The organism is Lysinibacillus sp. F12 (assembly GCF_057773605.1).
This window is the reverse complement of the sequence record NZ_JBYMLP010000003.1, coordinates 366,249-392,498: the sequence shown is the minus strand read 5'-3', so window position 1 is coordinate 392,498 and position 26,250 is coordinate 366,249. Positions and strand designations below refer to the sequence as shown.

Below are 26,250 nucleotides of genomic sequence, written 5' to 3'. Positions count from 1 at the left end.
TGAAAGCTTGCTCTGAATAGTAAATCTATTCAAAGCAAGCTTTCTTTTATAAGCTCTTTTGTTTGATGGCTTCTGTTATTTCTTTCATTAATTGTGATACTGTATATTCAACAGAGGCTTGTTGTCCGTGTCTACGGACGGAGATGTTTTGATTGGCCGTCTCCCGATCACCGATAACAATGATATAGGGTATTTTATGCAATTGTGCCTCCCGAATCTTTTTACCGAGCTTTTCCTGACGATCGTCAATTTGCACCCTAATTTGCTCATGTTGCAGGGCTTTTACTACTTGCATGGCATAGTCTTGATGTGCATCCGCTACTGCAATGACTTGCACTTGTTGCGGTGCAAGCCAAGTGGGGAACGCCCCTCCAAAGTGCTCAATGAGAATACCAAGGAAACGATCAATGGAACCAAACACCGCACGATGGATGACAATCGGTCGAACTTTTTCATTGTGTTCATTAATGTATGTTAAATCGAATTTCTCAGGTAGCTGGAAATCGAGTTGTACTGTGGCACACTGATGACTTCGGTGAATAGCATCTTTAATATGGATGTCGATTTTAGGTCCGTAAAAAGCGCCATCCCCCTCATTAATTGTATAGTCGATGCCTAAATTTAACAGAACATTTTCAAGCGCCTCTTCTGCCTGATCCCATAGCGCCAATTCTCCCATATAGTCATCTGGACGTGTCGATAATTCAACCGTGTATTGGAAACCAAATACGTCGTACACCTCATCAATTATGTTTAGTGCCAATGCAATTTCATCCTCAATTTGCTGAGGTGTAGCAAAGATATGTGCATCATCCTGACAAAATGACCTAACACGTAACAATCCATTCAGCGCTCCGCTAAATTCATGTCGATGCACTTGCCCGAATTCCGCCATTCGTATCGGTAAATCTCTGTAAGAATGTAGGTTATTTTTAAAGATTAGCATATGTCCTGGGCAGTTCATTGGCTTTAAGGCAAAGCTTTGATTATCCACCTGCGTAAAGTACATATTGTCTTTATAATGATCCCAATGACCTGACTGTTCCCATAAACGCTGATTCATCATTAGAGGTGTTCTTACTTCCTGGTAGTCATATTTTGCTTGTAAATTTCGTAAATAGGATTCCAGCTCATTACGTAAAATTTGACCGTTTGCTAAATAAAAGGGCATTCCCGGTGCTTCCTCTGAAAACATAAACAATGACAGCTCTTTGCCCAGTTTACGGTGATTTCGCTTTTCAGCTTCCTCTAAAAACACGAAGTATTTTTGCAGTTCCTCTTTTGTAGCAAAGGCAACCCCATAAATACGTTGTAGCATCTGATTGTTGCTATCGCCTCGCCAGTATGCACCCGAAACATGCATTAATTGGAAGTGTTGTAATTTCCCTGTAGATGGAACATGGGAACCTCGACATAAATCATAAAATTCCCCCTGCTCATAAATTGTCACGGTTTCATCGGCGGGAATAGACTCCAACAGTTCCAGCTTTAACGCATCATGAGCAAATAGCTTCTTGGCTTCATTCCGTGAAACCTCTCGTCGCTTGATCTGCACATTTTCCCGCACAATTTGTTTCATCGTTTTCTCAATCTGTTGTAAATCACTCGGTGTCAGTGTATCCGCAATGTCAATATCATAATAAAAGCCGTTTTCAATCACGGGTCCTACCCCAAACCGTGCATGGGGGTATAGCCGTTTGACAGCCTGTGCTAACAAATGGGCCGTTGAATGACGAATAACCTCAATCCCTTCCTTAGAGCTTGCATCATACAATGTAATTTGAGCATCTTCCATAATCGGGCGCGTCAAATCAACGATGGTTCCATTAACACTCCCCGCGACTGCCTTTTTGCGAAGCTCAGGACGAATCGCTTGGGCAATTTCGGTAAGTGTCACGCCTTTTGTAAATGCTTGCTGTTGACCATCTGAAAATTGAATGTGAATAACTTGATTTGACATGTTCTCGACTCCTTTAATTTTTATCAATTTTGCTCTGGCGTCATAGAAGTCCTGTTTGTGCTCACACAATTCGAAATTCTATGGACCTACCCGAGACATGATCCTCATTCAGCTTTAGAATGGGAATCAAAATAAAAAAACACATATCCGCCCCTGCATAGGGACGAGTATGTGTTCATTACCCGTGGTTCCACCCAAATTCCCACTAGTAAATAGACTAGTGGCTCATTGATTTTGCTGTAACGTTGCAAAAGACGGTGCAAGTTTCCAAGCACAGCTCCAAGGTAGTAAGAAGGGATCACAACATTAGGAAGCTTGCAGCGAATGCCTCCCTCTCTGAAAATGGTTAATCGATTCTCTTGTCCTCATCATTGCCCATTTCATTTTTGCATGAAATTGTTAATTACTATAACGAATACAGTTTTTTTTGTCAAACATAGAAATAAATAAATTATCCATTTGTTCTGGTCGATTATATACCATGGCACATCATGCACAATAAGCCTATGGCATAGGAAACATGCCTGTTAATCAATAGTGTATTATTATTAGTCATTAATGATTTTTTATTTCTAAAGTCTCACTTTCAGATTGCCATTGCATATGAATAATTGGCGTAGCATTCTGCTTAAAAAAACTCTCACTTTCTTTTTTAGTAAAGGAATAATACCCCTCTTTATTCAACTGCACATCCACTATATCTTGGGATTCCTTTTCCCCTTCAATGGTGATTTGTAATGGTCCTAAATCAGCCTTATCTTCAAGATAATATAAGCGTAATCCTTGATCAGAATTACTATGGTAGATCGCTTTCCAATGATCACTTTTGGCGATATAATGAACTTCCTTTTCAGGGCTCTGACAGGCTGTTAACAGAAGTACTAGAATCATTGGCATTATCCATTTTTTCATTTTATATTCCCCCTCACAATGCATGGTAACAGTCAATCCAGTTGGTTTTTTATCCTTGTACTCTGTAAAGATAAAGCTGAGTCCTTGTATGTCATTGACTAATGGAGGGTCACTACATATCTAATACTTTCTTACCCATCTGAGCTAATCGCTCCTGTGTGACAACATTCGTAGGGAGGGTCTAAAAATAGCCCTAAAAAATGGCGATTTAGTCTTTGACGAATAGCTTGATCGGAATCTTGCTACTAATCCCAGTCAATCAATAGCTGTATGAGCGAGCATAGAAAACCGTATAAATTCGGTCTCCCACTTCCTGGGATGTAAAACAGGATTATATTCACGAAATCCTACTGGTTCAACACATAATTGATTGTATTTTTCTGATTTGATCATACTAAAAATCATCTCAAAATAAGTGTCATCGAAGCCCTATTTTTGCGCCGATTCCTTACATTTCGTTCACCTATATCCTTCTCCATCCTACAAGGCCCTCTTCTTTTTATACGTTATTCCCATCATATAGTTCCATAATCAGCCTAATTTTACTTTTTAGCACTAAAAAAAGCTACCCAAACTGGATAGCTTTTCTCAGGTTAATTAATGACAACATCATTGTTCCAGCTAGTGGAATCTGATAATTGATATGTAATCATATTGGCTGTGACGGCAAGGATAACACCAGCTCTAGATGATCTATGGGAAATTTCAGGATTTTCTAATACGAGAACTGCATACCCCTCACCTCGCCCTTGCTCATCGATTGCATTGGATGCATGAATCTCAAAGGTAGAGTAAGACTGATTTTTTGTTGCATAAAGTAGTCTCTCCTCACGATACATACCATTCTCCTTTAGATTATAGCTAACAGGCATCCATCCTTCAGACCACTCAACACTGCCTAGGATTTGACGTTTCCTACTAGCAAGTTTACCGATAGAATACGTAAAATATATTTTCATTATGGCTTGATCTAATTCATTTTTCCCTTCTGAGGTGGCTGTTACTTCAAGCATAATTTCATTCCTCGAAAACTTCTTCATAAACACTAAAGCCACAGTGATAACACAGATAAATAGTACTATACCCATTATGAGAATTGCCATTAGGTCCCTCCTAGTATCACGATTGCTGTTCCTATAATATTACCATGTTTTAGGAGGAGTAAGTGGTTTTCATCAAACAATCTTAGAAAATGACACACGCATAAGCGATAAGACAAAATTAGCGTTTAATCTATCTATTGGCCTTGCTGGAGTTCCGCTGTTAGGGTAAAAGGTATTTGTAAATATTCATATTGAATCTTTACCTTCTCAATGTCGGCTGCTTTGACTTGAACAGCGTAATACTGTGGCTGCTTGCCAATTGCTTGTTGATCTATGTATGCACGAGGTAAAATCTTTACTTGCGTTAATTTATGAAATGACATATTTGTATTTCCCTCAAGCTTTGTTTCGACCTCAATGGTTCAGACTTACTAATGATAAGCTCCGCGCTGTCAGGAAGTTTGTCACCGACAAGTAGTTGCTTAAGCTTAATTTCACGTAATCCTTTATTTTCTATCGCAATGACCTTTACCGCTTCGTCGCCCTGTTTACTTGTGTAACTCTGAATGACAAGTGGTGGATTACTCTTAAGATAAATTAGAAATGCTGCGCCAACCAAAAGCACACTTAGAAATAATGCAAATACTATTTTTTTCATACTTTCCCTCTCTTTCCACTTTTTCAGTATAACAAAAAACAACCGGACTTTTTACAAGTCCAGTTGTTTTTGTAGTCGTAGCTCATCTCGTATTGGAATGCCTTCATTGCCGATAAGTGGGATGGAGGATTTATAGGCTCTTGCTTTTTCCACCGCATTAGGTAATACTTCGATAAAGTAATATCCCCGTTTTTGATAGAATTTTAGCGCCGGTAGATTATCATTCGTTGTAATAAGCGTCATGCTTGTACAACCGTGATCCAAAGCTATCTGTTCTACTGCTTGGAGAAGCCCGGAACCGATACCTTTGCCTTCTACTAGACTATCGAGGGAAATGATTTCACACTCTTGCTTACGAATCACGTAAGTAATCAGCCCTATCACCTCTTGACGGTCATTTACATAAGCAAAGCCCTCTAACTGGCTACAGTCATAAACCCCACTAGAAATGACCATTTCTGTAGTTCCCCAATGTTCCTTAAAAAAATGAAGTACATTTTGTTGTGGTAATTGTTGAATATCAATGATTGTAATGTCTGAACTCCTCGTTAAATGGAAATATGAAAAACCCCTGCAATGGCCTTTTGAATGCCCAAGAAAACCGCCCAGGAAAGTATACCTAAACCAATAGCGAAGACAATATGAATAGAGGATTTCATCGCCATGTAAATAACAAACAGCATGCACATCGTTGCTGGCAAACCAACAATAACACCAACTGTAAAACGCTGAATATGCTCACTCGATTCACTTTGCACCGTCAGCCAAATAATACTTAAAATGCTCACTAAAGGTAATGCCGCAATAATCCCGCCATAGGATGGAAATCTTCGAGCCACTTCTGTGACTACACCAATAATTGCTGCTGAGCTAAGAATTTTAAATAACGTGTACATTATTTCGCCACCTCACTTAAACGTCGGAATGCCTGTAGGATGGCTTGTTGTTCCTGTTCTGTTAGCTGATTAAGGGCATGCTTTAGCTTTTCTTCATCTAATTCTGAGTTTTTCTTCAGCACTTGTAAGCCCTCGACTGTCAAATGAAGAATTACCTTACGTTGATCGTCGCTCGCACGTTCTTTCGACACCCAGCCATGTCGCTCTAGTTTTTTCACATGCTCTGACGCTGTATTAGGAGAAATATTCAGTAACCCTGCAATATCGCGTACTGTTACCTCTTCTTCCTTTTGAATCATCTGTAAAATCCGCACGCTTTGGTGAGAAATCACATCTTCATGTGTTGTATGTAGATGATAAAAGATCGTAGTAAAATACTCATTTATATTTGTAATCATATTGGAACCCCTTCTATATATCGTCAAATACGATTATATCGTATGATACGATATAATAAAAGTACTTCCTATAAAGTTTATATTTTCAGATAGTTTGCTAGAGCAAAAATGCCAGTGAAGTACGTACGCTTGCTGTCTATGCTGTGTTTGTCGATGTTCGCCTAACAAGCAAAAGGAGCTATCCTATGATAGCCCCTTTTGTATGAATTACCTTAGCCTATCTGTCATAGACTAACCATTGATGATTCTCACATAAACACCCTTCTCAAACTTTTTATTCGCCCAGGTGTTCACTTCTTTTACATAGTCTGATAAATCGCTCGCCTTATACAATTGCTGGTATTGATATACACTTGGATCAATCAAACGTACTTTTTGTCGACCATGAATATCATAGTTCTCTAGATCCTCAATCACTTCTACCTTTTCATGAAGCTGTAGTAATAAACGTTGAATATCTTCATCATTTGATGCTTTCAATTGCTCCCATACTGCTGCATCATCTTTTTGAAAATCGACCATGGATAGAATGCCTTTCGCTACTGCGAGCTGTAGGACATGTGCTAGCTTATTAGTTGCATAAATATTGATTGGTTCCATAAAAAAATCTATAACTTCTTGATAATACGTTTTTACAAACCATTCTGCACTATCGATCGTTTTCACACATAGCTTCCCCTGATATACAAATACATCCTGTAAAAATCGTTGGATATCTTTAAATGAGGCTTGTCCGTAGTGAAACATATCTCGTAATGTATAATCTACTCGATCTGCACATAGTTCTGGTGCTGGCTGCTCAAGCAAAGACCATTTCGTTAGATTACATAAAATTTTCTCCATATTATAACTGTATTTGCTAAGGATTCCTGGAATTGCAGAAGGCTGGGTAACATCTAGCAATATCGTATCATGATAATCTTCTTCTGCATTTTCAAGGACCGCATCTACTACATGTGAAAAAGCAGTATGAGAAACATCATGCAACAACCCTGCAATTTGTTCCTCCAGCGTACCTCCAAATCGTCTAATCAGCAGCATAACACCTATTGAATGCTCGTATCTCGTAATGGCCCATTGACGATTCACCAAATAGCCAGCTCCAGCTTGATGAATTCCTTTTAATCGTTGAACAGGCGCTGACTGAATAAGTTCCTCTAGCACACCATCTATTTCGAATTCTCCATATAAAACGTCTTGAATGAGCATTTATCTCTCTACCTCTGTATAGTTCGATATGACAAAAACACCACCACAATGGGAGATTGGGTAAAATTGTAGCTGACAGCAATTCTCCAACCTAGTTTTTAACTCCTCATGAACAAAATAAAACTCATCATCATCCCAATAGCCTTTACTATCCTGACGGCACTGTTCTAGCTGCTCTCTTGTTTGAAAGGCAACATCGCCAATTAAAATTTTACCATCGGGTGTTAGTTGCTGTAATAATTGTGTAATATACGTAACCTTCTGCTCATCAGTAAAATGGTGTAGGGCATACGTACTAACAATTGCATCATATTGATAGTTCATCAATGTTACAGGTAGACCCTTCGATAAATCCCATTCGATTAAGTTAGCCTGTGGCATTTTTGCCTGTGCAATAGCCATCATCTTCGAAGAAAAATCAAGACCATAGATCATGTGCCCATGGTCATAAAGCTTAGCTGTTAAAACACCTGTCCCAAAGCCAATATCTAATACAGTCGAAGCTGGGACTTGCATCACCTCATTAAAAATTTTATTTAAAATATCTTTATAGCCTGCAAATGGGTATTGCTGATTTTCCTCACTAAGTTGAACGGTTTGATCATAACCATCCGCCCATAGATCAAAACCTTGTTGATTTAATAGCATAGTGCCTCCTAAATTGAATAAATTCTCCAAGCATTGTTTCGTTGACGATTCATTTTCTGTGTCATCACAATTCCTCCTTTATAAACCAATTCATTCCATTATAGCAATCATTCATTTACCGAACAATTCAGAAAATAAATAATGCCATTTGCCATATGATAAGGGTCAATATTATTATAATTTAATGAAAACAGGAAAAGCCCAGACCATAAATTTAATGGAAGGTCTGGGCTTTCTATTACATAAACTTTTAAAATTTATGATAAATCATAAGTTCTCTTAATAGTACCTGGTAATTTCGCTCCAATGGTAAATCCATTTAAAGTTACACCTAAAGTGTAAAATCCGTCTGTTTCAATCGTTGTGTTACTTATTGTTGATTTTCCTTTTCCTGATTGAGTCCATGTCCAAGCACTTACTCCATAAATATCAGCTACGATATTAGTTTTCTTCAATATTATTATACTTTTGTTGAGTTTCTCTAAGCCCCTATTCTGCTGTGCATACTTCTTCCTGTATTACTGGCTCCTGCGCTTTAACACTCTGTGCGGATGTAAAACTTATTGAAAATGACCCTACTGCTACTAATAATGTTACCATTCTCATTTTCCTTCTATTAACTTGAATTACACATATAAAAATAAGATTTATTGGAAAATACTTCAATTAATATTCCCAACAAAATACCATATTCCAATTTTTAAGTTATAATTATTAGGTGGTGAAACTATAAAAAGGAGGTGGCTAAATGCAAGTTACAAATAAAAAGGGGTTATTATGGATTAGCATTATCATGACCTTATTGTCCATTTTCTTTGTATCTTATGGTACCAATAAATTTGGAGCCCCTTTTCAATTTATAAGTTACATCGGTGAGAATGAGTTATCATCTGTATTTTCTTTATTTACCAAAAACGGTATTACTTCAATTCAATTTAATATACTTTATTTCTTTATAGATGTTACACTTATTTACTTTATTCTTTTTTATGGTAGAAACATAATTAGTTTATTAAAAATAAGCAAACAATCCTAAATTTCTCTTAAGAAGCTCTAGACTTCAAATCCAACGGGCTGTTATATAGATTATGAGCATAATATGTTAATGAAGTAAGTTTCAAAGGCAATTGGGTCATATATGTTTAAATACTTACCACCACTTCACTGGTCATTTGACTATTGAAAATCAAGCGTAACATTTGATAAAATTAAAAAATCAAGATAATTCACTTGTTAGACTAAAAATAAAAAACTTATATAAATCAAAATCCTTAAGGGAGGGATCGAAATGTCCGCATTCACTTGTAATGCATGCTCTAGAACGGCTTCTGAGGTCCAAGAGGTCTAAATGAAGTTATATCCATAACAGAAATTGAATGATCTCTTAGGCCAAATGCTTTTAAAATTAGCCTATACAACAGGAGAGATTTCAAATGGAAAAACAAACTATTCAGCCGTTCTTAACGGTCGCAAACTATCACTTACTGGAACAGCAATTAAGTAAAATTTTACATGCCCTTACCACAACGAAGGACAAAAGTGTCATTCTTGCAGTACGGGGGCTTGTCGAAACGGAAATTACTACCAAATTAGAGTTATCCACTGAGGAAACACAGCTTGTTGAACAACTTTTCACCGTCACAGATCGTGCGCAGGGCGATGCCTTGTTAGAGCAGTTAAAGGCCTATGTCATACCGTTTAAGCCAGTGACAGCTAGTACGCTCAAATCATTGTTTAAAAAGGAGAAAAAGCTGAAGCTACCTAATTTAGATGAACTTGATTTTCAACAAATTTGTTACCTAGCATGGGATGATGTTGGGACACATCGAAAATACGTTGTCCTCGAACAAGACGACAAACTACAAGGGATTAAAGGTATATTTTCCAACAATACTGTTCGCGGTATTTGCGCCATCTGTAATCGTCATTCAGATGTTGGCTTATTTACGACTTCCATTAAAGGGCAAGTAGTGGGTACATTTACTAACCATAGTAATTATATTTGTGCAGATAGCCAAACATGTAATGAGCATGTATCAGATATGAATAGAACGCGCGAATTTTTCCAACGAATAACCCATAAATAATTGAAACAAGGGCGGGAATGTTGTGTAGGCAACATTTCTGCCTTTTTAATGACTAGCGCAATTTGACTCTTTATTCCTCTCCCACATCCTGCCTGGAAAAACTTCAGAAATAATTTCAGACACAAAAAATCACCTCCTCTATAAAGGAACTATAGGAGGAAGGTGATTTAAATCAAACTCATATAAAATTATTATACTATAGGTCACATAAAGCTTTATTAAGTATCGACACTACGTTTAGCGTGACTCTTTTGGTGGCTGGCATACATCACATTTTCGTTGATGTTTATTTTTAAATTTAGTAAATGTTTTTTCAAAGTTACTTCCACATGCACATTTGAATAGTAACTTTTGAGAAAATCCGTGATATTCTGTCGTTAGCAACTTACTTTCCGAATTGTTCTCAACAAATTCTTTAATTTTACCAATCGTCCAACGTTTATTCATTTTCTTACACCTCCATACTGTCTCGTTCTGCGGAGGCTTTTCTTGGCATCCGTTCAAGGTCTTAATTAACTTAAGCTCCTCATTATAACATGAGCTGGCATACAAAAAATAGATGGAAGCTATCTTATTCAACGTTCGTATTGGTCAATATGTTCTTTTTTGGACTAGCTAAAATGATTGAAGCTAGATGTAGTGATGGAAGATAGCAAAAAGAATTAACAGATTCGAGCCTTACGGAATCCATCAAATATATTGATGGCTACAGATAAAATAAATATGATGATTCCCCCACTAACTACCCATATTTCAAATTGCTTCGTTGTTGTGGTAAATAATTTACTCATATGAGTTATAAACTCTTGGTTCATTACATTCGGATTACTTATGATCACAATAAAGACAACAGTTGTTAAAAGTTCAAGAGCAGCATTCACGGAAATCGAACTATCTCCCTTCTACAAATAAACGATACAGCCTCTTGCCTCTAATTCATCTAACCAGCTTGGGATCTTTAATTCATGATTCCACCTTAAATCTAGTCGTTCTAAGCTTTCCATTGCCAATAATGACTCCGGTAATTCCTTTAAATCATTACTTCTTACATCTAATTCCAATAGATTTTTCAAATGACCTATCGATTCAGGTAACGTACTTAATTTATTATGTCTTACATTTAACCGTCTTAATGTTAAACATTTGTGTAAGGAATCAGGCATTTTCTGTAATTGATTGTCTTCTAAATCTAAAACCCGTAATAATGCTAGTTCTCCGATCTTTTCAGGCAATATAGTTATTTTATTTTTTTTCAAATGTAATTCTCTTAAATTCGTTAATCTACTCAAACCTTCTGGCAACTCCGTTAATCGATTATTCATTATTCGCAGTTCTACCAGTTTATTTAAATTCCCTATTTCCTCTGGTAGTTCACTCAACAAATTATCACTTACGTTTAAATATCTTACTTTTGTAAGCTGGCCGATTTCTGGAGGAATCGATTGCAATTGATTATTATGAAAATACAAATAGTCCTCCATATTCACTAAATGACCAATTTCAGGAGGAATGAGGTCAATATGATTATGCCCTGCATCTAACATTCTCAGATTCTTTAAGTTCGTGATTTCTGCTGGCAATTTGTTAATTTTATTGACTGAAATATTCAGTATTTCCATACTCGTCATATCAAATATTTCTGTAGGTATTTTTCTTAAGTCGTTATCAAAAAGATTTAATTCCTTTATTTCTTTTATTTGAGATTCCTCTACATCAGGTAGTTTTTTTAAATTCATCTGTGCTAAGTTAATTTTCATCTTCATCTTCTCCATAATTTAATTTTAAAGCTAATGTAATGAGAGTTTTGGACGATAATAGGATATGTATGGTAAATACTAAAAAATTAGGAAGGTGGAAACATTTTATGATGACATCGAGAAATTCAGCAACTATGCAATATTTAATGACTCGCAGATCTTATAAATATGGTCTCACACAACAAAAACAAAACAACCAAAACAATAACGACATTAACCGTACTTCTAAAGAGAAAGAGAGAATCAATAATGTCAATAAAATTATTGAAGGCAGCAAAACCTCTAAACTCACAACAAAACAAATTGAAACACTTAAAAATGCGGCTAAGGATGGTTTGTTGGGCTCTAGTATAAATAAATTAGGTCCATTAGGGAAACATAATCTCCAAAATATATTATCAAAATCAACGTACATCTCCACACAAAAAGCTTATCGTAATTCCATCTAAGCACCATAACCATACAAACACCCTCTACTCTTTTAGAGGGTGTTTGTACACTGAGGAAAACTTATATAAAGTGTTGGTAAATGGTGCCTTTACCATTATATGAATCTATTTCTGCATAAGCTCCGTTAATCAAAGTGATTTGTGGTGGCACATGACCACAGTCCATGTCATAGATAATAGGAATTTGTAGTTCTTTCGAAAGTTCTTGATACACATCTTCAATTGTGTAATTTCCAACCGATGTATTAGCAGCACTTCTACCAAACATCATACCTGAACAATTAGTAAACCATCCAGCTAATTTCATTTGTACAAGAGACCTGCGTAAATCAGTTGTGGATAATTCACAGTTTTCAAAGAACCATACAATAGATTCACCTTGTATATGCGTTTCTTGAAAGCTTTGAACATTACCGAATTTCGTTCCAATTAGATGTCTGATGGTATCGATACATCCACCAAGTAGCCGCCCTTGTATGTTCACCCTATGATCTGATGTAGTTTGCCATTTCGTTTTTTCGGTAAAATTAAAAACATAAGGCGTGGGGTTATCAAACTGCCATTCCTTTTGATATTGATTGGACGAATGCTGTAGTATGGATTCCCCCTTTTTTAAGGATAAAACTGACTGCCACATAGCGGTTGTATCATCAGAATACTCTCCTCTTAAATCTACTAAGTTCGTACCATGTGCGGTAGCGATACCAGTTGTTAAAGTCATTGCCAACAATAAAAGACTAACATCTGAGTACCCTAATATCCATTTAGTTTGAATATTGGAGAAGTCAATATATTCCAGTATTTCAATAAGAAGCTCCCCACCCCATGGTGGAATAATGATGTCGATCTCATCATTAGACATCATATTATTAAACTCTTCTGCTCGTTTTATAGCAGGGGCAGATTTTGCCTTATCCTGAGTCCAAGCAGTTTCTCCACAAACAACCTTATACCCTTTATTTTCCATACGCATACAGGCTGTTTTCAATAAATCATGAAGTTCAACGGGAACACCAGAGGAAGGTGCTGTCACTCCAATGGTGATGTCCTCTTTTAATAATGGATATTTCATCATATGCCCCCCTTTATTTTGTATCATTTTAACATAAGTGCGAGATTTTCAAAGAAAATTATAGAGATGTACAATCCTTTCATTTCAAATAACACTCATGTAATTCATATCTCCAAAGCCTTGTGCTGAATGTAGTTCACCTTTTAACATCAATATAATTACATCCAGCTATGCGAACCAGCTATTCTTTATTTTTAATGCTAGCATGATATCCACAGACAAGTGCTTGCGTTTCATTATTATAAATGATGGATTGATTTCAACAGAAAGTGTGCCCGCAAGTGTATTCAAAAAAAGGTAGTATTATCTTCATTGAAGTAGGCGTTTGATTGTCAATTTACTTAATAAATGCTGTTTCTGAGTAACAAACTTCAGTAGCAGATTTCCATATAAACTCTTCGTTTAAATCTTTATGAATCACTATGCTGGCTCTATTTTCACCAAACTTTTTATCTATCAAAGCATCAACTATAACAGGTATATTTCCCTTTTTGAATGAATGTTGCCTTTATGTTAGCAATCATATCCCTATAAGATTAGGCTCCATGTACAGTCTTATTTCCTCGGTAATTTGTTTATCCGCCACTATTTCAACATCTAATGATGTATATTTCCCTTATGTATTAGGTTCCTTCCCTAGGAAATAAGAAAAAAATTTCCCGGGTAAGCGCAGAAATTGACATAATCGATTCATATTCCAGCACTAAGCGACCGATTTCAGCAATCTTCTATTTACTTAACATACATACGATCCTAGTCAACATACTATCATGACTAATTTTTTCAAAAAAAGGGATTGATATTAGATGAATAGCATCTCTCCCATCTCTAGCTTTACATATTCTAGATGATAGAGGGGAGGGATTTATTATGGGTACCAACTATGGCAAACATGATAATTTATCATTCGCACTAATCATTGTCCTATTCATACTTTTAATGATTGTCGGCACAAGGCGCTAGTGATGTTCATTAATTTAACGTCTTATGTTGACAATAACAAAAAGTCTCCCAATTACCTTCCTTCTTCGAATTAAAATAACATGCTTATCTACTTCCATTACTACATTTACCATAAAAGGGTCGCCACTAAAAATGGACCCTTTTTTTAATGTTCATTGCTCACAGCTCAACTGTCTGGGAATTCAAATACCTATGACCTGATGTTTCTCTAAAAGGAACACGCAATTACACTTATAGTATTAGGTCCATCCATCATTGAACTGCTTTGTTTTGTTTGTTTATTTATATACTCCCCAGATTTATGTCGCAAACTTATGAGGTGGCTCATCATTAGAGGATGCTTTAATAAATTAGAATGATTATTTTCACTCTATCTTCTTTCTAAATACTGTTAACCAATTGCTATAAAATGTTCATCTGGCGCATTCTCTTTACTAATTGTTCTCCATAAATGCGGATAGAACCGTTCAACTCCTCTTTCAGTATCACCACTTGCTAAGTTTAGGCAATGGAACGTATTAGTTTCTCTATTAAACGCAATTTCTCCATCCAACTCATCACTTTCGCGACTATACCTGTAAACAATTTGTTGTTCATCATCAATCATTTTTTTAAGTTTCCACCACATACTTACACCCCTTTTGCACTTTATCTTGCCTCTATTCTACATATAAATTAAATTATGAGGTCACTTTCAATATACAATGGCTCCGTTTTTTAAATCAGCTAAATAATTTTAATAATTAATAGGACAGCCTTTTTGATTATTAATCGATGAAATCACTAATTAAAAGTAATTTTAAAGGCAGGAACGTTCTTAATACCTCGTTTCTGCCCTTTGTTTTAGTCATGTCTGTTTTTCTTCATTGCTTCAGCCACTGCAGAAGCATGTGGGTCGCCTTCTTTATATAGCTCTTTTATAATATTTGCGTAATCCGTATTATTTCGATTTTGACTTAATTTATAGGCAGCCTGAACCTCTTCTACTTTGATTTTAAATCCTTTTATTCCTTTTATTTCTTTTTGTAACATGATAGGAGAAAGCTTTTCCCACAAGACAGGATTCTCACGAAATTTTTCATATTTTTCAAGTAATTTTGTTAAGTCCTGTTCTAATTCCGTTCCATCTATCATACTTGCTTTTCCATAAATATGAACGGATTGATAATTCCATGTGGGGACATTTTCTTGCTCATACCATGACGAAGAAATATAAGCATGTGGACCATTAAATATAGTTAAAATTTGATCCGTATTCTCGAAAGTTTTCCATAAAGGATTGCCGTAGGCTAAGTGACCCGTGAGGTAATAGTCATCCTGATCTTGATTAAGCAGCAATGGGACATGAGATGCAATAGGTCTCCCCTTACTTATCGCCACAATTGTTGCAAATGAATTCATGTTAATAAATTCATTAATTTCTTTCATATCTGTTATTTTATAATATTTTGGAATAAACATATAAACCCCTCCTATTAAAAATCTTTGGACCATCCTACCATTGCCCTCTAGTCCCATTCCTATTAACATTTTCATAATAATTATCCATACTAATTAAATCACAACATCACAGTATAAAGACTTCACCATCACTTATGTTAGGTAGCTCTAGTCTATAGTTCATTGACAAATTTCTCTTCAAATTTTATTTTACTAAAGGTAAGTTGCTTTGGGTATGCTCGTACCTAAGTTACCTAAAATAAAAGCCATTATTTCTTTTAACGAAGAAATAATGGCTTTCCTCTCCTTTATGTGTATGTAGCAAAGGTGGAGGCAATTTACTGTTTATAATGTATGTTCATTTAACTATCAAAAAACCAATGTTTTCTTATAATCCAAGGCTATAACAATTGTGGCTAAAAAACGACCGATTCTCTTAATGCTGTCACCTCTAGCTGTCCTGTTAAAAAATTCAAAAGACATTAAAGAAGCGTTGGTTTGGAGAACATAACATATCCAAAAAGAAAGCATCCTCCTTAACCAAAATATTAGATTAATCCCTCTTCTAGCAAAAATTCTTTAAATAACTTACTAGATTTCTCATAGGTTAAATCCACTTCTTTGATTTCATATTCCCGAACCATATAGCCAAAGTGAGTATCAAACAAATCATAGTTATTTTTCATTGTCATATTATAAAATGTAGAATTGAAAAATAAACACCATTTATCCAAGTTTTCCACCTTTAAAAATATTCCTTCTAAATCAAAACCATTATCGTAAAATCCTACATGTAAATGTTGATTTTCCTCAAAGTTCATCATATATACCCCTTTATTTAAAATATAACATGATGCATCAACATACTTTACAACTATTTAAGGGAAGTTGTCATTGGGAGAGACATCTCAAAAAAAATAGTGATAAGAAAAGATATGAAGCTTTTATAAAAGCAATATACGGTGAATGATTGCGAGCTTGCATTAACTAAATCCTGTTACATGTTTTGAATACCCTGTGATCATTCTCTTTAAACGGTTTCAGCTCTATTCCCCTCTTCCTCAGTCCATTATGATTCCATACCAAAGAAAAAACACCCGACGTAAGCGAGCAAACTAGTCCCATTTGAAATGGATAGTTTGAACACTTTCATTCGAGTGTTTTAAATATCTCTATAAGATTTATAGAGATTATGAAAAATATTTCATGAAGTTTTGTAGACTTAGACAGCTCTTCATGCTTCTGCTTGTAACGCCTCAATCGTTTGAGCTACTTGCTCTTCTGTTAAATGGTGACGCACGATGTAACGGTTGCGCGCATGCTTGGTACATTCGATTGTACAGCCACCTAAATGCTTTGCTTCATTTTCTTCAGAAGCAATGATTTGCTTGTTACATTCAGGGTTTGCACAGTTAATGTAACGTTCACAGGGTTCACCGTCATAATGATCACGACCAATAATCACATGCTCTACTTGATTAATGGGCACCGTTAAACGCTCATCAAATACATACATTTTTCCGTCCCATAATTGACCTTTTGCTACAGGGTCTTTTCCGTATGTTGCAACACCGCCATGTAATTGACCGACATTGCCAAAGCCTTCACGTTTCATCCAGCCTGAAAACTTCTCACAACGAATCCCACCCGTGCAATAGGTTAAAACATTTTTTCCCTCGAATAACTCGCGGTTTGCACGTACCCATTCCGGTGTATCACGGAAGTTTTCTACTTCTGGTCGAATCGCACCACGAAAATGGCCGACATCGTATTCATAGGTGTTACGCACATCTAATACTACTGTATTTTCATCTTGCATTTCAGCAAGGAATTGTTCTGGTGACAGGTAGCGACCTGTTAATTCATGTGGGTTTACGTCTTCTTCTAAGCCTAAGTTTACTAACTCAGGTCGTGGGCGTACGTGCATCTTTTTGAATGCATGTCCGTCTGCCGCATCCATCTTGAAGACTATGCCTTCAAATAATGGATCAGCTTGCATGTTTGCCATGTATTGCTCTGTTTGCTCAATCGTACCTGACACAGTACCGTTAATGCCCTCATTGGCTACTAAAATACGACCTTTTAAACCAATTTCATTACACATGGCTAAGTGCGTTGCTGAAAATTCAGCAGGATCTTCAATCGTTGTGTAATGGTAATATAATAATACTTGATAATTCATTGTTTTCCACCTATCATTTCAATATTTGCAGGATATTCCTGATAGTGTCTTTTACGACCTATTAACCATAAAGGAAAATCACTTAAAATGCTATCGGTAATTAGACTGAAATGGGTATAACTATATTAATAAAGAATTTGCAAAGTGGACATTAGAATATTTTTACAAATAAATGTAATTCCACCATTAGGTCCGACTCCGTTTATTAAGATTATTCAACAATACACCTTAGTAAATTTCCCCACTCTTCAGGGCAAAATAAAAACACCCCGAAGGATGTTAAATACTTTGATTTCGTTTGAGTTGGTTTTCAATACCAGCACGATCAATTTGAATCCAATATTCTGCTATTTTTCCATTTTCAATTCTATAAACTGCGCTTGCTATTTCTATCACTGGAAGCTTCGTTGGCTCATATCCATCGACCTCGCCAACATGCGTCCCAACTTGTTTCCAGCGTACATATACTTTATGATCTTGTACAATAAATTCTTGGATTTCTAATGAAAAATTGCCATACGCTTCTACCATTTCTTTTACATGGTCAGCATAATCTTTTGGCGTTCTTTTAACCGTTAATTCTTCTTCTGAAATAACTTGGTGTGCCAGTACTTGGTCTGCCATTAATTCAGTTGCGTAATCGGGATTTTTGCCTGAACGTACTTCTTCAAAAAATTTCTTAACAATATGCTCTGGTGTCATGATAGTCCTCCGTTGCTATATATGATGAAGGGGGTATTAATATCTCCCATACTTCATAATAATGTAAGAGTCATTGAATTGGAATCTAATTCTACCATTTTCACTCTCATAGCCCCACCAAACGTTGCTCTCTTGCTTTTGGATGCAGGTTTCAAAGCAAAAGCAGTAGTACCTTGTCTATGTGCATAGGATATAATAAATCATAAAAAAGTTTGAATGAATACATATTCTATCAATAAAAATACTCCGATAAAAAGCCAACCATAAACTTTTTGCTCTCTTTGAAATTCTTTAATCCCTAAAATTAACATCAATAATCCTAAGAAGAATATCATTAAAAAATTCAACTGGTAATCGTCTGTGATAATTCCGTAAGTTGAGAGTGATACTACTATGATTGAAAAAATAATTTGTAATATAGTTAGCAAAATAATCATCACCTTTTAGATATTGTATCTTTGATTATACAATACAACTAATAACATGGATATAATTCCCAAAAAACCTTTTGTTTTAATTTCTATACCTAATCTGTAAAACATCTGCTGGTTATGTATGTCTTGCCGCTAACACATTTATCGGGCGCAGTAAAATGGGAATATTTTCTCTGACAATCACTTTTATGTTAACATTTAGTCACGATTATCTTAGATAAATGAGAGGTGTTTTACATTCCAAAATGTACAATTAATAATGTAGATTTGTATTATGAAACAAAAGGACATGGAGAGCCATTAATTTTTACTCATGGTGCATCATGGGACCATCAGCAATGGGATAAACAAGTGGATTATTTTTCTAAATATTATCAAACCATCACCTGGGATGTTCGTGGTCATGGAGCTTCATCTCTTCCGAACGGGAAGGTAGATGCTGAAGATTTCACTAAAGATTTAATTGGTTTGATGCATCATCTAAAAATTAGACGGGCCCATTTATGTGGTTTATCAATGGGTGGACATATTTCTTTACAAGCCGCCATTCACTATCCAGATTACGTAAAATCACTTACATTAATAGGGACCCCCTTCACAAACAAATTTAATTGGTATGAAAAGATACTAGTTCCTGTTAATCGATTTTCTAGCTTATTCATTCCAATGTCACTTCTAGCAAAAATACAGGCACATACACTATCAAAGTTTAACGAAGCAAATAAACACTATATTTATTCCACAGTTGCAGCAATGTCTTATAAAAATTGGATTCGAATTTGGAATGCCGTATCGAGAATGGAAAGTGGCCATGAATTAGGAAAAGTAAATTGTCCTACCTTATTATTACATGGTGACCACGATACGATGATTCAAAGACAACAAGAGTATCTACATATAAAGATTAAAAAGTCACAGTTAAAAATAATTAAAAATGCCCATCACGCAACTAATTTAGATAGACCTGATCAAGTTAATGAGTATATCCACCAACACCTGATCCACACATCAACGACTATTTAATGTTCTATAAGTGTTGCTTGGCAATAAAGTTTGAGCAAAAATACCTCGAAAACCCTTATTTTACGTTAAATAAGTAGAATCCCTTTTGAAAAAGATTAATCAAAAGGGATTTTCTTTAGCAGTTTGAAGTTAGGTTTTTATAAAAAAGTTTGATTATTTATTACCTGTGTTGCTCCACAATCGCGCACGATTGTTGAAGATGGTTTCACTTAAACCACCAGCAATTGTAATAATGGATTGAGAAGAATACAGATTTAGAAAGTCTCCATATACAGGTTTTTATTCATATAACACCCCTACAATGTTTTCTGCAAAATTTTGAAAAGTCTTATTGTAAACTCTCTTTATATACCTTTGTATAAAAAATGTATAAACAATATCCAATGAAAAAGCCAAGTAACGTTTGTTTTACAGCGTTTCTTGGCTTATGTGTCTACCCAAACTTTTATTTGGGAACGTTATTTCGTTATTGGATGTACAGATATACAGCTCAACTTCTTAACATTCATCTTGATAAATTTGAACTGTTTTAGGTTTTAAATTAACTATATTTTTAAATACTTTAAGATTTTCTATATGTCTAAAAAATTCATCTAAGCTTTCAAAATCCATTGACCATTCTGTAACTTGTAATTTTTTAAATTCATCAATAGGAGTAAATAATAGTTTGCAATGAAGCTGGCTCATTCCTAAATATTCATCATCTTCGTATTCAGTAAACTGGCGTACAAACGAAAAATGAAACATTTCTTTACGGTAAGTACCACATTCGAATAAAATTTCCTTTTCATCTTCTCCTACAATATCTTCCTCACAAAATTCTTTAAATGTTGTCCAAATAGACGCTACTGAATCTGTATCAACATTTATTTTTCCTTTCAAATAACCTTCTACTTCTTGAATCCTCACTATTTATCGCCCCTCTTGTTACTTGTTTAACCTTTATTAAGAATAAAGAGCCAAGTCTAAATAAGCAAATAAAGTTACCAAAGCGTCGTTTGGAAATATATCTTTAAAAATTGTTATTCAATAATATGACCAGTTTATTGAACAAAAAAATCGTGCATATCAGCATAGGATTTTTAATCAACCTTTATTATGAACGATCAATCTTTTTTATAAAACTACACTATGCCGTAAGAATTATTTTTTGTAGATTTTTACTGCATCTTATGTTTCAATTCTTTACTTAGCCGACCTACGCAAATGCCTAATTTGCTCTAGCTCTCTCCCACGTCCCCTATAAACTTTGCATCCTCCGCATTACTTACTAGAATCATCAGCCTCTGCGCATAATAGGAAAATGTCCGAAGCAACAATTGGAGCCAATCTAATGCGAGTAACCCCGTTGTACGACATAAGATGAGCCTATTATTCTTCCTATGTATAGACAGTTAAAAATCATTAAAAAGGAAAGAGACTCGCCATTTTTTGGCGAATCCCTACATTTTATCTTTCATTTGAGTATGATTTATAATCTTCTACATAGTTTATGGCACACATAATGGAGTAGTTAATTCAACGTAATTGCCATTTCCGCGTTCGGCGCACCAGCAAATACAACCGTTCCGTTTTTCGGCAGCTTTACTTTGTTATTGCCGCTCACAATTGTAAAGTTGACGCATTGTCCGGCCTCATCATACACGGCAAACGAACTCTTTGCTGGCAGCTCCACAGTCATTGTTTTCCCTGCTGCTGCTTGAGGGATCGTAAACCATTCCGCATGCCCATTTGCTTGCAGCTTAACTTTGGATGATTGGCCTGCATGCAGTGATTTCAAGTTGGATCCACTGACATATATTAATCCGGACATCTCCATATATTCATTACCGCCTTCTGTATAGAAACGAGATTCTGTTGTATCACGGCCTGCCATCACAGGGATCTGAAGCTGATGCGCGGCTGTATTTGGACCTGTAATTTTTCTGCCATTCCAATAGCCCTTTAGTTCTTCATCGCGAGTAATTTGTGTGGTAAGCATCATTGGTAAGAGATATTGAGCAGAACTAAATTTCTCGTTGACGAGATAGAACTTAACGCCTTCCCTCTTTGCCCATGCGGCAGCGGTTTCCTTCGATAACACATTGTCTTCTAATTTCTCGGCTAAATATTGAGTAACCGCTACTTGACCTAAACCTGGTAAAGTTATAAATGTGCTTTCCACCAAATATGTTCGGCCATTCTTCTCTGTGACGAAGTTGAACTTGGAGGTACCTGTTTCATTAATAAAGCTTCCATTCGCAGTATATACATATTTTTCTTCAGAAATAGCTGGTAAAAGTAGTTCTCCATTGTTCGTAATTTTTATTTTAAAATGACTGAAGCTATTGCCATAAAAACCTGCTTTCTTTACTATGTCTTGAGGCATCTTGGCCTTGACTGGCTTGCCAAAGGATTTGTTCGGCTTAATCTCCTTAATCGTGCCCTTCTCCTTAAGCGCAGCGAGCAATATTTCTGTCGCCATCATTTGATTTGTAGAGCTGCTACCGCCCGATGACAATACAGCCACAGCCATCTTCTGTTCAGGAAGTACGACCAATGAAGCATGTTGCAGTCCTGTATCGCCACCTTTAGCTAAGCCCTTTATCCCGTACTCACTGAATGGATATAGCTTCACACTATCCCAGCCAAGACCATAGTTGATGATATTGGCTCCATCCTCTGGCCACATTCCTTTTTTATATTCTTCTTGCTCCATCGCCTTGACTGCCTTATCAGAGAGAATTCCTTGTCCCTGTCCCATAAATATTTGTGCGAATCGTACCATATCTTCTGCTGTGGAAGAGATCCCTCCCGTACCAATCACATTCACCGATTCAGCAGGAAGTTGCCCATGGTACGTAGGAAAATAAAGTCCAGCTCGCTTATCGTTTTCCTCTTTGTCCTGCGGTGTTTTCGTATGATTTAGCTTTAAGGGTTTTGTAAACCGATCATGTATAAATTCAGTAAAGCTCATACCACTTACTTTTTCCACCATAATCTCAGCCAACGTAAAGCCGTTGTTGCAGTATACCGAGAATGCACCTGGGTCCGCCTTTAAGCTTTGGGTGGACAATTGTTGCAACAAGTTGTCATGGGCGAAGGTATCATTATCGTCAAATAAAAAACTATTACCATACCCAGTACCTTGCAAGCCGGATGAGTGGTTCAGCAGCATACGTGGCGTAATGCGTTTGTAACGCTCGTCTTTCATCTTGAAATCAGGAACATAGTGAACGACAGGAACATCTAAATCAACTTTTCCTTCATCGACCAATTTCATCACAGCCGCCGTTGCATACATTTTACTGACTGAACCAATTCCATATAGGGTATCTTTAGTCAACGGCTGTTTTCCTTTCATATCGTTCTTCCCAGTCTGACCCGACACAATAATATGACCATTATCAATTAGCGCATACTGTACACTTGTTGTCTCATAAGACTTAATGAGTAGATTAGCCTTCTCTGCCGCAATTTTTTGCAGAGCTTGGCTAGCAACTTCCTGGCTAACCAAAACCGTAGACTGATTGTTGCCAGAAGCCGCCAGAGCTCCTGTTGGTAGGCTAATCGTTAACGCTAATGTAGCAGCTAACACCCCAGATAATTTTTTCTTCATGAAAAATTTCCCTCCTTAGATAGGTATGATTGATTTTAAGATTTTCATTTCCCAAAACCAAGAAACATTTCCTATAAATAGAATATCTTAGTTTTATAAGGCTCGTAAATACATTGATAGGCTTATACCATATCAGTCTTAAGACTTATATTTGACTAAATTAGCTTTGTTGGTCACCCTCTATTATGTATGACACTAAACTGTTCGAAAGTTCAGTTGTTCTCATTCCTTATGACGCCTACAAAAAAAGACAAAAACAAACAAGCCATCCATATTGAATGACTTGTTATAATAAAGTACCTATTCTCCTTTATATGAGAACAAATCTAAAGAGCATGTTTTGAAAATAATGATTGTCCAAAACATGCTTTTTAGTGGTACCGCCTTTTATTATAATCGCTCTAAATCCTGGTATTCTTTCATATAAGGGCCATCTTCTGCCACATATGAATGATACAAAGCTTTTACTGCGAAATTTTTCTCTAATCCCATTTCAGATTTTAGCTTTTTTAGTTCATCATGCAACGCTCGATGTTCATTGATAAGCTTTAGCATAATTGTTTTATTATATTTCATTACATCCGTCCTTTTTTATAACTTGAATGATTACAACTTTAAAAATAGTTACATTCCGGGAAATCCCGTGCTATTCTACAGGCATCTGAAAAAGTTGTATCTGCCTCTTTAAGGCTTTTTCAATATACGTTTTAAATTTCACCTTGTCAATCTCGTGTAATTTGCTGAAGCTTTATCATACCATTGAAGTGGACCTGATATACCACCATAATATTTTTTTAACACACTAAAAAACGGATACTAATTCACCTTCTGTACAAACTAAACTCAGGAGGTGATTTTTAATGGCAAACAACAATCAAAACTTTAACTCAAAAATTCCAAACGCAACTCCCAACGCAATGAACGTTGAATTTGGAAATGAAACGGATGTTAATCAAATTAAACAGCAAATCCAACAAGCTGAGGCTAACAAAATACAAGCTTCTGGTTCAACGAACTCGATGAGCCAAGAATTTGGTATGGAGACGAATGTTAATCAAATTAAACAACAAATCCAACAAGCTGAAGCTAACAAAAACCAAGCTTCTGGTTCAACGAACTCGATGAGCCAAGAATTTGGTATGGAGACGGATGTTAATCAAATTAAACAACAAATCCAACAAGCTGAAGCTAACAAAAAATTTGCTTCTGGTCGATTTGCAAATGAAAACAACTCAAAATAATACGCATCAACAACAGCCTGCAGCCTCTGCTGGCTGTTGTTTTTTTAACTTGCCATGGTAAGTTAAGTATTTAACACCAGTAACCATTTCTAAGCACAACACCTTCGCAATCAATAAATGCAGTATGGTTCCTATATAGAAGTCCTACATCCTATAACTCAGAAAATTCAGCAGTCAAAGTATTACTAGGTCAAGAAAATCTATTATCTTGTTTAGTCAAAAGGATAAGGCAACCTTAAGATATTTTCATCATCGTTTACTATTTCATTGGTGTTACCCGTATGTAAAAGCATTGGTTTAATTGGAGTAAATACCATCACCTATCCCCCCTCCTATACTACCGAAGTCTGTCGGTACCTTCACTCGAAATTCTATTTCTTCAATTTAATTAACATTTTATTAAATAGGAAAGAAAAAAAAAGGATATTTATCGTACATTATTATTATGACGCATAATTTATTATTTAATACGAAAGAAGTGACAAAGAAGTTACTAGGTTAATGTTAAATAAAAAATGTTCTCGTAAATTGATAGTTAAAAAGGAGGAAACAAAATGCAAGAAAACCGTGTGAGGTTGAATGGAGGATTTAATAACGACGTTTTTTATATCAAAGACAAAGAAAAGATCGCTAGAATTTCTGAAAAGAACAAAACAAAGGAGATGGTTTTACAGGAAATAGCGTGGATGAATTTTTTATATGAAAAAGGTGTTCTTGTACCCAAGCCAATAACTCCTTTAGAATATGAGGAAGAACGGGTAAAAACATATTTTGAATTTATGAAGGGAGATCACATTGATGTTACAAATAAATCCCACTGGAATGAAAAAACGTTTAAAAAAATTGGTAAAATTTTGGGGAGAATGCATGCACTATCCAAAGATTTCAAATTACAAACGATAGAACGTCCTGAATGGAAAGTTGAAAACCCTGATGTATTTAATATTAGAGGCAAGTTAGAACCATGGATTAGCGAGAAATATAAAAAGCTGGGGCACAGTCTCACTTCATACACGATTACTCCTGATACTTTCGGGCTTATTCATAATGATTATCATCAAGGAAACTTCATTATTAATGAGGAAGGTAGTATAACTATCATTGATTTTGATGACTGCTCTTTTAATTGGTATGCTCAAGATATTGCAGTAGCTTTCTATCATGCTTATTGGCAGCATAGCTCATACAATGACAGTACAAATTCTTTTTGTGAACTCTTTATGAGTAATTTTTTTGCAGGCTATAGAACAGAAAATATGCTTCATAAGGATATAATTATACAAATTCCTATTTTCTTAAAAATAAGAGAGATTTATTTATATCAATTATTTAAAGAAAAATGGAATACAGGTAATTTAGAAGAATGGCAAGGATATACTTTACAGAATTTAGAAGACAAAATCAGACATCAAGAACCATATGCCGGTATTAATGATTTTTCCATTTTTTTATAAGTTGTTTCAACATGTACATACTCCTATATCTACAGTTGCGGTTTAGTTGGAGATACTCCTCAGACGATTTATAAAGTTTATGCACATTCATTTTAAAAAGATAAGGTACATGCATTCTAATCTC

31 protein-coding genes are annotated in these 26,250 nt (G+C 35.6%); 7 read left to right on the top strand and 24 right to left on the bottom strand.

Going from position 1 to position 26,250, the window contains the following annotated elements:
• Positions 1-46: 46 nt before the first annotated feature.
• From thrS to AC3CH7_RS15865, 11 genes are all read right to left on the bottom strand, one after another.
• Complete coding sequence (thrS, locus tag AC3CH7_RS15915; protein WP_488381494.1) at positions 47-1,960, bottom strand: threonine--tRNA ligase; 1,914 nt, start codon at positions 1,958-1,960, stop codon at positions 47-49.
• A 555-nt stretch (positions 1,961-2,515) separates the two neighbouring features.
• A complete protein-coding gene (locus AC3CH7_RS15910; protein WP_031419694.1) occupies positions 2,516-2,872 on the bottom strand; it encodes a hypothetical protein in 357 nt (118 codons plus the stop codon).
• Between the two features lie 593 nt (positions 2,873-3,465).
• Positions 3,466-3,975, bottom strand: coding sequence for a hypothetical protein (locus AC3CH7_RS15905; RefSeq protein ID WP_036168112.1), 510 nt, complete (start codon positions 3,973-3,975; stop codon positions 3,466-3,468).
• Between the two features lie 134 nt (positions 3,976-4,109).
• The gene (locus AC3CH7_RS15900; protein ID WP_488381495.1) at positions 4,110-4,298 is read right to left on the bottom strand and encodes a hypothetical protein; all 189 of its coding nucleotides are present in this window, start codon (positions 4,296-4,298) and stop codon (positions 4,110-4,112) included.
• Complete coding sequence (locus tag AC3CH7_RS15895) at positions 4,280-4,573, bottom strand: hypothetical protein (RefSeq protein WP_488381496.1); 294 nt, start codon at positions 4,571-4,573, stop codon at positions 4,280-4,282. Before AC3CH7_RS15895 ends, AC3CH7_RS15900 begins: the two co-directional genes overlap by 19 nt.
• 51 nt (positions 4,574-4,624) lie before the next feature.
• Positions 4,625-5,107 (bottom strand): GNAT family N-acetyltransferase, encoded by a 483-nt coding sequence (locus tag AC3CH7_RS15890; RefSeq protein WP_031419690.1) that lies wholly within the window; start codon positions 5,105-5,107, stop codon positions 4,625-4,627.
• Positions 5,108-5,121: 14 nt separating this feature from the next.
• Positions 5,122-5,469, bottom strand: a complete 348-nt coding sequence (locus tag AC3CH7_RS15885; RefSeq protein ID WP_012294296.1) for a DUF3147 family protein — start codon at positions 5,467-5,469, stop codon at positions 5,122-5,124.
• Positions 5,469-5,867: a MarR family winged helix-turn-helix transcriptional regulator gene (locus tag AC3CH7_RS15880; protein WP_031419688.1), complete on the bottom strand. Its 399-nt coding sequence runs from the start codon at positions 5,865-5,867 to the stop codon at positions 5,469-5,471. The genes AC3CH7_RS15885 and AC3CH7_RS15880 overlap by 1 nt, the downstream gene beginning before the upstream one ends.
• A 231-nt stretch (positions 5,868-6,098) precedes the next feature.
• Positions 6,099-7,076, bottom strand: a complete 978-nt coding sequence (locus tag AC3CH7_RS15875) for an HD domain-containing protein (protein WP_488381497.1) — start codon at positions 7,074-7,076, stop codon at positions 6,099-6,101.
• Complete coding sequence (locus AC3CH7_RS15870; protein ID WP_012294293.1) at positions 7,077-7,724, bottom strand: class I SAM-dependent methyltransferase; 648 nt, start codon at positions 7,722-7,724, stop codon at positions 7,077-7,079.
• Between the two features lie 257 nt (positions 7,725-7,981).
• Positions 7,982-8,179, bottom strand: coding sequence for a hypothetical protein (locus AC3CH7_RS15865; RefSeq protein ID WP_198696172.1), 198 nt, complete (start codon positions 8,177-8,179; stop codon positions 7,982-7,984).
• A 293-nt stretch (positions 8,180-8,472) separates the two neighbouring features.
• Here AC3CH7_RS15865 and AC3CH7_RS15860 point away from each other — a divergent pair, with 293 nt between their 5' ends.
• Both AC3CH7_RS15860 and AC3CH7_RS15855 read left to right on the top strand, forming a co-directional pair.
• Positions 8,473-8,760 carry a hypothetical protein gene (locus AC3CH7_RS15860; protein ID WP_031419686.1) on the top strand — a complete coding sequence of 96 codons (288 nt, stop codon included), beginning with the start codon at positions 8,473-8,475 and terminating at the stop codon, positions 8,758-8,760.
• A 397-nt stretch (positions 8,761-9,157) separates the two neighbouring features.
• Positions 9,158-9,811, top strand: a complete 654-nt coding sequence (locus AC3CH7_RS15855) for a FusB/FusC family EF-G-binding protein (RefSeq protein ID WP_036168098.1) — start codon at positions 9,158-9,160, stop codon at positions 9,809-9,811.
• Positions 9,812-10,048: 237 nt separating this feature from the next.
• On the opposite strand, the gene AC3CH7_RS15850 is transcribed toward AC3CH7_RS15855, so the two are convergent.
• From AC3CH7_RS15850 to AC3CH7_RS15840, 3 genes are all read right to left on the bottom strand, one after another.
• Positions 10,049-10,258: a hypothetical protein gene (locus tag AC3CH7_RS15850; RefSeq protein WP_031419684.1), complete on the bottom strand. Its 210-nt coding sequence runs from the start codon at positions 10,256-10,258 to the stop codon at positions 10,049-10,051.
• A gap of 215 nt (positions 10,259-10,473) precedes the next feature.
• The gene (locus AC3CH7_RS15845) at positions 10,474-10,692 is read right to left on the bottom strand and encodes a hypothetical protein (protein ID WP_197148356.1); all 219 of its coding nucleotides are present in this window, start codon (positions 10,690-10,692) and stop codon (positions 10,474-10,476) included.
• 21 nt (positions 10,693-10,713) lie between these two features.
• A complete protein-coding gene (locus tag AC3CH7_RS15840; protein WP_230584397.1) occupies positions 10,714-11,568 on the bottom strand; it encodes a leucine-rich repeat domain-containing protein in 855 nt (284 codons plus the stop codon).
• Positions 11,569-11,675: 107 nt separating this feature from the next.
• Here AC3CH7_RS15840 and AC3CH7_RS15835 point away from each other — a divergent pair, with 107 nt between their 5' ends.
• Entirely contained in the window at positions 11,676-12,017 is a 342-nt protein-coding gene (locus AC3CH7_RS15835; protein WP_031419681.1) for a hypothetical protein, read from the top strand.
• 61 nt (positions 12,018-12,078) lie between these two features.
• On the opposite strand, the gene AC3CH7_RS15830 is transcribed toward AC3CH7_RS15835, so the two are convergent.
• A complete protein-coding gene (locus tag AC3CH7_RS15830; RefSeq protein WP_197148355.1) occupies positions 12,079-13,092 on the bottom strand; it encodes a S66 family peptidase in 1,014 nt (337 codons plus the stop codon).
• Between the two features lie 867 nt (positions 13,093-13,959).
• Between AC3CH7_RS15830 and AC3CH7_RS15825 the strand changes: the two genes are divergently transcribed.
• Positions 13,960-14,052 (top strand): YjcZ family sporulation protein, encoded by a 93-nt coding sequence (locus AC3CH7_RS15825; protein WP_080695193.1) that lies wholly within the window; start codon positions 13,960-13,962, stop codon positions 14,050-14,052.
• Between the two features lie 391 nt (positions 14,053-14,443).
• Here AC3CH7_RS15825 and AC3CH7_RS15820 read toward each other — a convergent pair whose 3' ends face one another.
• The 6 genes from AC3CH7_RS15820 to AC3CH7_RS15795 form a co-directional block, all read right to left on the bottom strand.
• Positions 14,444-14,680, bottom strand: a complete 237-nt coding sequence (locus tag AC3CH7_RS15820; protein ID WP_012294285.1) for a hypothetical protein — start codon at positions 14,678-14,680, stop codon at positions 14,444-14,446.
• Positions 14,681-14,895: 215 nt separating this feature from the next.
• The gene (locus tag AC3CH7_RS15815) at positions 14,896-15,513 is read right to left on the bottom strand and encodes an FMN-binding negative transcriptional regulator (protein WP_031419676.1); all 618 of its coding nucleotides are present in this window, start codon (positions 15,511-15,513) and stop codon (positions 14,896-14,898) included.
• Between the two features lie 527 nt (positions 15,514-16,040).
• Complete coding sequence (locus tag AC3CH7_RS15810) at positions 16,041-16,313, bottom strand: DUF3986 family protein (protein WP_031419674.1); 273 nt, start codon at positions 16,311-16,313, stop codon at positions 16,041-16,043.
• 413 nt (positions 16,314-16,726) lie between these two features.
• The gene (trhO, locus tag AC3CH7_RS15805) at positions 16,727-17,674 is read right to left on the bottom strand and encodes an oxygen-dependent tRNA uridine(34) hydroxylase TrhO (RefSeq protein ID WP_012294282.1); all 948 of its coding nucleotides are present in this window, start codon (positions 17,672-17,674) and stop codon (positions 16,727-16,729) included.
• A 279-nt stretch (positions 17,675-17,953) separates the two neighbouring features.
• Positions 17,954-18,376: an ester cyclase gene (locus AC3CH7_RS15800; RefSeq protein WP_012294281.1), complete on the bottom strand. Its 423-nt coding sequence runs from the start codon at positions 18,374-18,376 to the stop codon at positions 17,954-17,956.
• A gap of 200 nt (positions 18,377-18,576) precedes the next feature.
• On the bottom strand, positions 18,577-18,711 hold the full coding sequence (locus tag AC3CH7_RS15795) for a DUF3953 domain-containing protein (RefSeq protein ID WP_268988075.1): 135 nt from the start codon (positions 18,709-18,711) through the stop codon (positions 18,577-18,579).
• 327 nt (positions 18,712-19,038) lie between these two features.
• On the opposite strand from AC3CH7_RS15795, the gene AC3CH7_RS15790 reads away from it, so the two are divergent.
• Positions 19,039-19,833, top strand: coding sequence for an alpha/beta fold hydrolase (locus tag AC3CH7_RS15790; protein ID WP_416277765.1), 795 nt, complete (start codon positions 19,039-19,041; stop codon positions 19,831-19,833).
• Positions 19,834-20,331: 498 nt separating this feature from the next.
• Here AC3CH7_RS15790 and AC3CH7_RS15785 read toward each other — a convergent pair whose 3' ends face one another.
• The 3 genes from AC3CH7_RS15785 to AC3CH7_RS15775 form a co-directional block, all read right to left on the bottom strand.
• Positions 20,332-20,742 (bottom strand): hypothetical protein, encoded by a 411-nt coding sequence (locus tag AC3CH7_RS15785; protein ID WP_036215994.1) that lies wholly within the window; start codon positions 20,740-20,742, stop codon positions 20,332-20,334.
• 604 nt (positions 20,743-21,346) lie between these two features.
• Positions 21,347-23,431: a serine hydrolase domain-containing protein gene (locus AC3CH7_RS15780; RefSeq protein WP_289449052.1), complete on the bottom strand. Its 2,085-nt coding sequence runs from the start codon at positions 23,429-23,431 to the stop codon at positions 21,347-21,349.
• A gap of 390 nt (positions 23,432-23,821) precedes the next feature.
• Entirely contained in the window at positions 23,822-24,007 is a 186-nt protein-coding gene (locus tag AC3CH7_RS15775; protein ID WP_012294276.1) for a hypothetical protein, read from the bottom strand.
• Between the two features lie 284 nt (positions 24,008-24,291).
• On the opposite strand from AC3CH7_RS15775, the gene AC3CH7_RS15770 reads away from it, so the two are divergent.
• Entirely contained in the window at positions 24,292-24,672 is a 381-nt protein-coding gene (locus AC3CH7_RS15770; RefSeq protein ID WP_289449053.1) for a gamma-type small acid-soluble spore protein, read from the top strand.
• Positions 24,673-25,226: 554 nt separating this feature from the next.
• Complete coding sequence (locus AC3CH7_RS15765) at positions 25,227-26,126, top strand: phosphotransferase enzyme family protein (RefSeq protein WP_281486510.1); 900 nt, start codon at positions 25,227-25,229, stop codon at positions 26,124-26,126.
• Positions 26,127-26,250: the final 124 nt, after the last annotated feature.